The sequence below is a fragment of the Ilumatobacter sp. genome, assembly GCF_049588435.1.
GTDB lineage: Bacteria > Actinomycetota > Acidimicrobiia > Acidimicrobiales > Ilumatobacteraceae > Ilumatobacter_A.
The window spans coordinates 1-5,236 of record NZ_JBAVYV010000107.1 but is presented as its reverse complement, the minus strand read 5'-3'; the positions used below and the strand labels follow the sequence as shown (position 1 = coordinate 5,236).

Genomic DNA, 5,236 nt, shown 5'->3' with positions numbered 1-5,236 from the left:
ATGGGCTTGGCGGTCATCTCCCGTAGCCTGGCAGCAATGTCGTACAAGATCAGGACATACGGCGATCCCGTGCTGAAGAGCAAGGCTGCCAAGGTGACCGACGTCGATGGCAAGGTCATCCGCCTGGTCGATGACATGTTCGACACGCTCGCCGACTCCGAGAACGGTCTCGCGCTCGCCGCTCCCCAGATCGGCGTGCAGAAGCAGGTCGTCGTCTGGGACTTCGGTGACGAGCCGCTCGCGATCGTCAACCCCGAGATCATCGAGGGCGATGGCGAGTGGACGTTCGACGAGGGGTGCTTGTCGATCCCCGGTCTCTACGTCGAGATGTTGCGCCCCAAGCAGGTCCTGGTTCGCGGCGTGAGTCTCGACGGCGAGATCATCGAGATCGAAGCCGACGAACTCGAAGCGCGGATGTTCCAGCACGAGATCGACCATCTCAACGGCGTGTTGATGTTCGACCGGCTCGAGGGCGACCAGCGCAAGGAAGCGCTCGCCGAATATCGCCGGATCGAGGAACAGACCGCTGCCGAGGCCGAGGCGGCAGCGCGGGGCGGACTCCGTCGCCGGCTCCGCCTTCAATGAAGCTCGTCTTTCTCGGCACGCCGGACATGGCCGTGCCGCCCCTGCGGGCGCTCGCCGATGCCGGCCATGAGATCGTTCGGGTGATCACCCGCGTCGACAAGAAGCGCGGACGCGGCGGTGCGCTGTCACCCAGTCCGGTCAAGGCGGCCGCACTCGAACTCGGGCTCACCGTCTCCCACGATCCCGACGACGTGCTCGACGCGGTCGCCGACGGCGCCGAACTCGGCGTGGTCGTCGCATACGGGCGGATCATCAAGCCGCACCTGCTCGAGGCGGTGCCGATGGTCAACCTGCACTACTCGCTGCTGCCGCGCTGGCGCGGAGCGGCGCCCGTCGAACGAGCGATCCTCGCCGGCGACGTCGAGACCGGCGTTGGTGTGATGCGCCTCGAGGAAGGTCTTGACACCGGTGGTCTGTACGCCGAGGAACGGGTGTCGATCGGTGACGACACGACTGCTGACGATCTGCGCGCGGAACTCAGCGTCGTCGGTTGTCGTCTGCTCGTCGACGTGTTGAGCGAACCGGTCGATGCGTGGATCGACGACGCGGTCGCCCAGACCGGTGAGACGATCTACGCATCGAAGCTCGGCAAGTCCGAGTTCGAGCTGGATTGGAGCCGACCGGCGGTCGAGAACCATCGGGTGATCCGGATCGGTGGAGCGTGGACGACGTTCCGTGGCAAACGGCTCAAGATCATCGCCGCAGATCTCGTCGACGGGCAGGTCCGTCCGACGACCGTGCAGCCGGAGGGCAAGGGACCAATGGAATTCGATGCGTGGCGCAACGGCGCTCAGCCGGCAGCCGACGAACTGTTCGGTGCCTCGTGAACCGTAAGGAGCGCCGAGCCGCGCTGCAGGGCGGACCCAAGACCGACGAGGGCACGACGACGCCGAAACCGACGTCGCGTTCCGCCGCACGTCGGATGTCGCGAGGCGTCGCACTCGACGTGCTCCGCCGGATCGAGAACGACGGCGCGTACGCAAACCTCGTGCTCGGCCCGATGTTGGCTGCATCCGACCTGTCGGAGCAGGATCGCAAGTTCGCGACCGAGCTCGTCTACGGCTCGACGCGGATGCGGCGGGCCTGCGACGCGATCATCGACCGCTTCGCCAGCCAGTCGCCCGACGAACAGACCCGCTCGCTCCTGCGGCTCGGGACGTACCAACTGGCGTACATGGGGGTTCCGGCTCATGCCGCGGTGAGTGCCACGGTCGACCTCGCGCCGACCAAGACCCGTGGCTTCGTCAACGCCGTGTTGCGACGCGTCTCCGAGGCGGACCTCGACGAGATGACGTGGCCGTCCGACGCCGCCCGCCTCAGCTATCCCGAGTGGATCTCCGACGCATTGGGTGCGGATCTCGGAGACGATGTCGTCCCCGCGCTCGAACGGATGAACCAGGCGCCGACCGTCACCGAGCGGCCCGACGGATACGTCCAGGACTTCTCGTCGCTCTGGGTGGCCTACGCCGTCGAAGCGAAGGCCGGCGAGCGGGTGCTCGACATGTGCTCGGCCCCCGGCGGAAAGGCGACGGCCATGGCCGGTTCCGGTGCAACCGTGATCGCCGCCGATCGCCAAGAACATCGAGCCGAACTGGTCCGGGAGAATGTCCAGCGGTTGGAACTCGATCTGCCGGTCGTGATCGCCGACGGAACGCGGCCGCCGTTCGGTCCCGGCACGTTCGACGCCGTCCTGCTCGACGCGCCCTGCTCCGGACTCGGAGCGCTGCGCCGCCGAGCGGATGCCCGTTGGAGGATCGAGCCGAACGACGTCCGCGAGCTCGCACGACTTCAAGCCCAGCTGCTCACGTCGGCAGCCTCGATGGTCGGCCCCGGCGGTCGCCTCGTGTACAGCGTGTGCACCCTGCTCGACGCCGAGTCGGTCGACCACGCGACCCCGGATGGCTTCGAGGTCGACGATGCCGAACCACCGTCGGGTCGCTGGCGGCGGCATCGGCAGGGGTGGCGGGTGCTCCCGCAGGATGCCGACACCGACGGCATGGTGATGATTCGGTACCGTCGCACGACATGAGCGACGAACCAGGCGACGATCGACTCGAGGCGAAGGTGCTCACGTGCTCGGACGGCGTCGTCCACGGGACGCGCGAGGACAAGAGCGGCGAGGCGCTCGCCGAGTTCCTCCAGGCGAACGGTTTCGACGTGGTCGAGCGACGGGTGACGGCCGACGGGACCGACAACGTCGCCGCGGCGCTCACCGAGATGTCGGAGGGGTTCTCCGGTCTCATCGCATCGACCGGCGGCACCGGCTTCGCTCCCCGGGATCAGACGCCCGAGGGAACCCGAGCCGTGATCGAACGCGAAGCCCCTGGGCTCGCCGAGGCGATGCGGTTGTGCAATCCACTCGGCCGTCTGTCTCGTGGCGTCGCCGGTGTACGGGGTGGGACCATCATCGTCAACGCGCCGGGCAGCACCAAGGGATGCGTCGAGCAGCTCGCCGCGGTCATCGACGTGCTCCCACACGCTCTGCGTCTGCTCCAGGACACCGACCGCAGCCATTGATCGAATCTGCTTCTCGGTCCACGAGGCGCCGCCGGTAGCCTCGCTCGGGTGCTGAGACTGGTCTTGCCGAAGGGCTCGTTGGAACGAGCGACGTTGGAACTCTTCGAGGCGGCGGACCTTCCCGTGCATCGCTCCTCGTCGGTCGACTACCAGGCGAACATCGACGACCCGCGCATCGACTCGGTGCGGATCCTGCGTCCACAGGAGATCCCGACGTACGTGTCCGAGGGCCTGTTCGACCTCGGCATCACCGGGCGCGACTGGGTCGAGGAGACCGGGAGCGTCGTCGAGAGCCTCGGCGAACTGAAGTATTCGAAGAACACCGGCAACCCGATCAAGATGGTCGTGGCAGTCGCCGGCGATTCGCCCGCCGAGTCGGTGAAGGACCTTCCCAACGGGGTGCGCGTCCAGACCGAGTACCTCGAATCGACCCGTCGCTTCTTCGAGGCGAACGGTGTCGAGGCGAACGTGCGGCTGTCGTACGGTGCCACCGAAGCGAAGATCCCCGACATCGCCGACTGCGTGGTCGAGATCACCGAGACCGGACGGGCCCTGCGTGCCGCCGGCCTCAAGGTGATCGACACGATCCTCACGAGCTACACCGAGGTCGTCGCCAATCCGATCGCCTACGCCGACCCGGACAAGCGCAAGGCGATGGATCAGGTGATGACCCTGCTCAACGGAGTCCTCGACGCCCGTGGTCGGGTGCTCCTGAAACTGAACGTGAGCGAGGCCCGCAAGGACGCCGTGCTCGCCGTGCTGCCGTCGATGAAATCGCCGACGGTGTCGCCGCTGTCGGACGGTGGCTACGCCGTCGAGTCGGTGATCGAGAAGCGCACGATCAACCTGGTCATCCCCGCGCTGCGCGAGGCCGGAGCGACCGACCTGCTCGAGATGCCGATCTCCAAGATCGTCCCATGACGGGAACGGTCGTCGAGTTCGACGCCGCAGTCGGCTTGGGTGTGATCGCGGCCGATGACGACCGCTACCCGTTCCACTGCATCGCGATCTCCGACGGTTCACGAGACATCGCGATCGGGACCGAGGTCGCGTTCGACGTGCTGTGCAAATTCGGTCGCTACGAGGCGGCAGACATCCGGTCGTGACCGACGAGCGGGTCGACCGTGCGCGTCGGATCATCGACGTGTTGATGTCGCTGGGGGAGGGCGAGGTCACCACCTACGGCGACGTCGCCGCCGTGGCCGGGTACCCGAAACAGTCCCGACTGGTCGGACGAATCCTGGGCACGACCGACGTGGAGGTCCCATGGTGGCGTGTCGTCAATGCCGCCGGGGTGATCCGTGCATCGGACCCGGCGTTGCAGGCGCAGTTGTTGGCTGAGGAGAACGTCGTCGTGCGCGACGGTCGTGTCGTGCGTGCTCCGATCGGACGCTTCGCCTCCGACGACGGCTGATCCCGAGTCTTCGACGTGCTCGTCGCGCATTGTCCCGCACTCCGGCTCGAATCGCGACGAGAACGTCGTGGTCTGCCACGGACAAGGTCAGCTCGGGGTTCTTGTCGCGATCTGGCCCACCGATCGATGCACATCGCGACGGGAACGGCGGGTGGCAGGCGGTCGGCTCAGTCGACCTCGCCGTCGAGCACCCCGTCGCCATGTCGTCGCATGCCGGTCCCGGCCACGACGAGGACGAAGCCGAACACCCCCCACAACAGCAGTGCGAACAGCGCGCCCCACCCGGATCCGAGGCCGATCGCGGCACGCAGTAGCGTCCCGGCGGGTGCCGTCGGCATCAGCGCAGCAAGCGTCTCGAGACCCGACGGCGCGGTCGACACGACCCCGACGGCCAGGACGACGGAAGCGATGACGGCGGCGAGCATTCGCCCGGCGCCGCCGAACAGCGCCGCTAGACCTGCGTTGATCACGGCGAAGGCCGTGCCGACGATCGTGCTCGCCCCGAGATAGACCACCAGCGGAGCGTCGAGGTCGACGAAGGCCAGCAGCGCGAGACCGACGGCGAGGCCCTGCCCGGCGCCGATCGCCGCCACCGGACCGGTGGTTCCCAGCGCGAGCGACAGGCTCGACCTGGAGGTCAGGAGTCTGCTCCGAGCCACCGCCTCATGCGCCAGTGCGAGCGCGATTGCACCGATCCAGAGGGCCAGGGCAGCGATGAGC

The 5,236-nt window shown here is 67.5% G+C and carries 7 protein-coding genes and 1 pseudogene; 7 read left to right on the top strand and 1 reads right to left on the bottom strand.

Translation table 11 applies throughout. The features are described from left to right. The 7 genes from def to WBV89_RS03905 form a co-directional block, all read left to right on the top strand. A partial coding sequence (gene def, locus WBV89_RS03935; protein WP_423980037.1) for a peptide deformylase occupies window positions 1-585 on the top strand: 585 nt, incomplete at its 5' end. After that, window positions 582-1,412, top strand: a complete 831-nt coding sequence (locus tag WBV89_RS03930; RefSeq protein WP_423980036.1) for a methionyl-tRNA formyltransferase — start codon at window positions 582-584, stop codon at window positions 1,410-1,412. The genes def and WBV89_RS03930, both read left to right, overlap by 4 nt. Continuing rightward, a complete protein-coding gene (locus tag WBV89_RS03925) occupies window positions 1,409-2,614 on the top strand; it encodes a transcription antitermination factor NusB (RefSeq protein WP_423980035.1) in 1,206 nt (401 codons plus the stop codon). Before WBV89_RS03930 ends, WBV89_RS03925 begins: the two co-directional genes overlap by 4 nt. Next, window positions 2,611-3,102 carry a MogA/MoaB family molybdenum cofactor biosynthesis protein gene (locus WBV89_RS03920; RefSeq protein ID WP_423980034.1) on the top strand — a complete coding sequence of 164 codons (492 nt, stop codon included), beginning with the start codon at window positions 2,611-2,613 and terminating at the stop codon, window positions 3,100-3,102. Before WBV89_RS03925 ends, WBV89_RS03920 begins: the two co-directional genes overlap by 4 nt. A 48-nt stretch (window positions 3,103-3,150) precedes the next feature. Then, window positions 3,151-4,023 (top strand): ATP phosphoribosyltransferase, encoded by an 873-nt coding sequence (hisG, locus tag WBV89_RS03915; protein ID WP_423980033.1) that lies wholly within the window; start codon window positions 3,151-3,153, stop codon window positions 4,021-4,023. Beyond that, the gene (locus tag WBV89_RS03910; RefSeq protein WP_423980032.1) at window positions 4,020-4,208 is read left to right on the top strand and encodes a hypothetical protein; all 189 of its coding nucleotides are present in this window, start codon (window positions 4,020-4,022) and stop codon (window positions 4,206-4,208) included. The genes hisG and WBV89_RS03910 overlap by 4 nt, the downstream gene beginning before the upstream one ends. Then, a complete protein-coding gene (locus WBV89_RS03905) occupies window positions 4,205-4,516 on the top strand; it encodes an MGMT family protein (protein WP_423980031.1) in 312 nt (103 codons plus the stop codon). The genes WBV89_RS03910 and WBV89_RS03905 overlap by 4 nt, the downstream gene beginning before the upstream one ends. Window positions 4,517-4,683: 167 nt before the next feature. On the opposite strand, the pseudogene WBV89_RS03900 reads toward WBV89_RS03905, so the two are convergent. After that, window positions 4,684-5,236 (bottom strand): annotated as a pseudogene (locus WBV89_RS03900) (hypothetical protein); the annotation flags it as partial.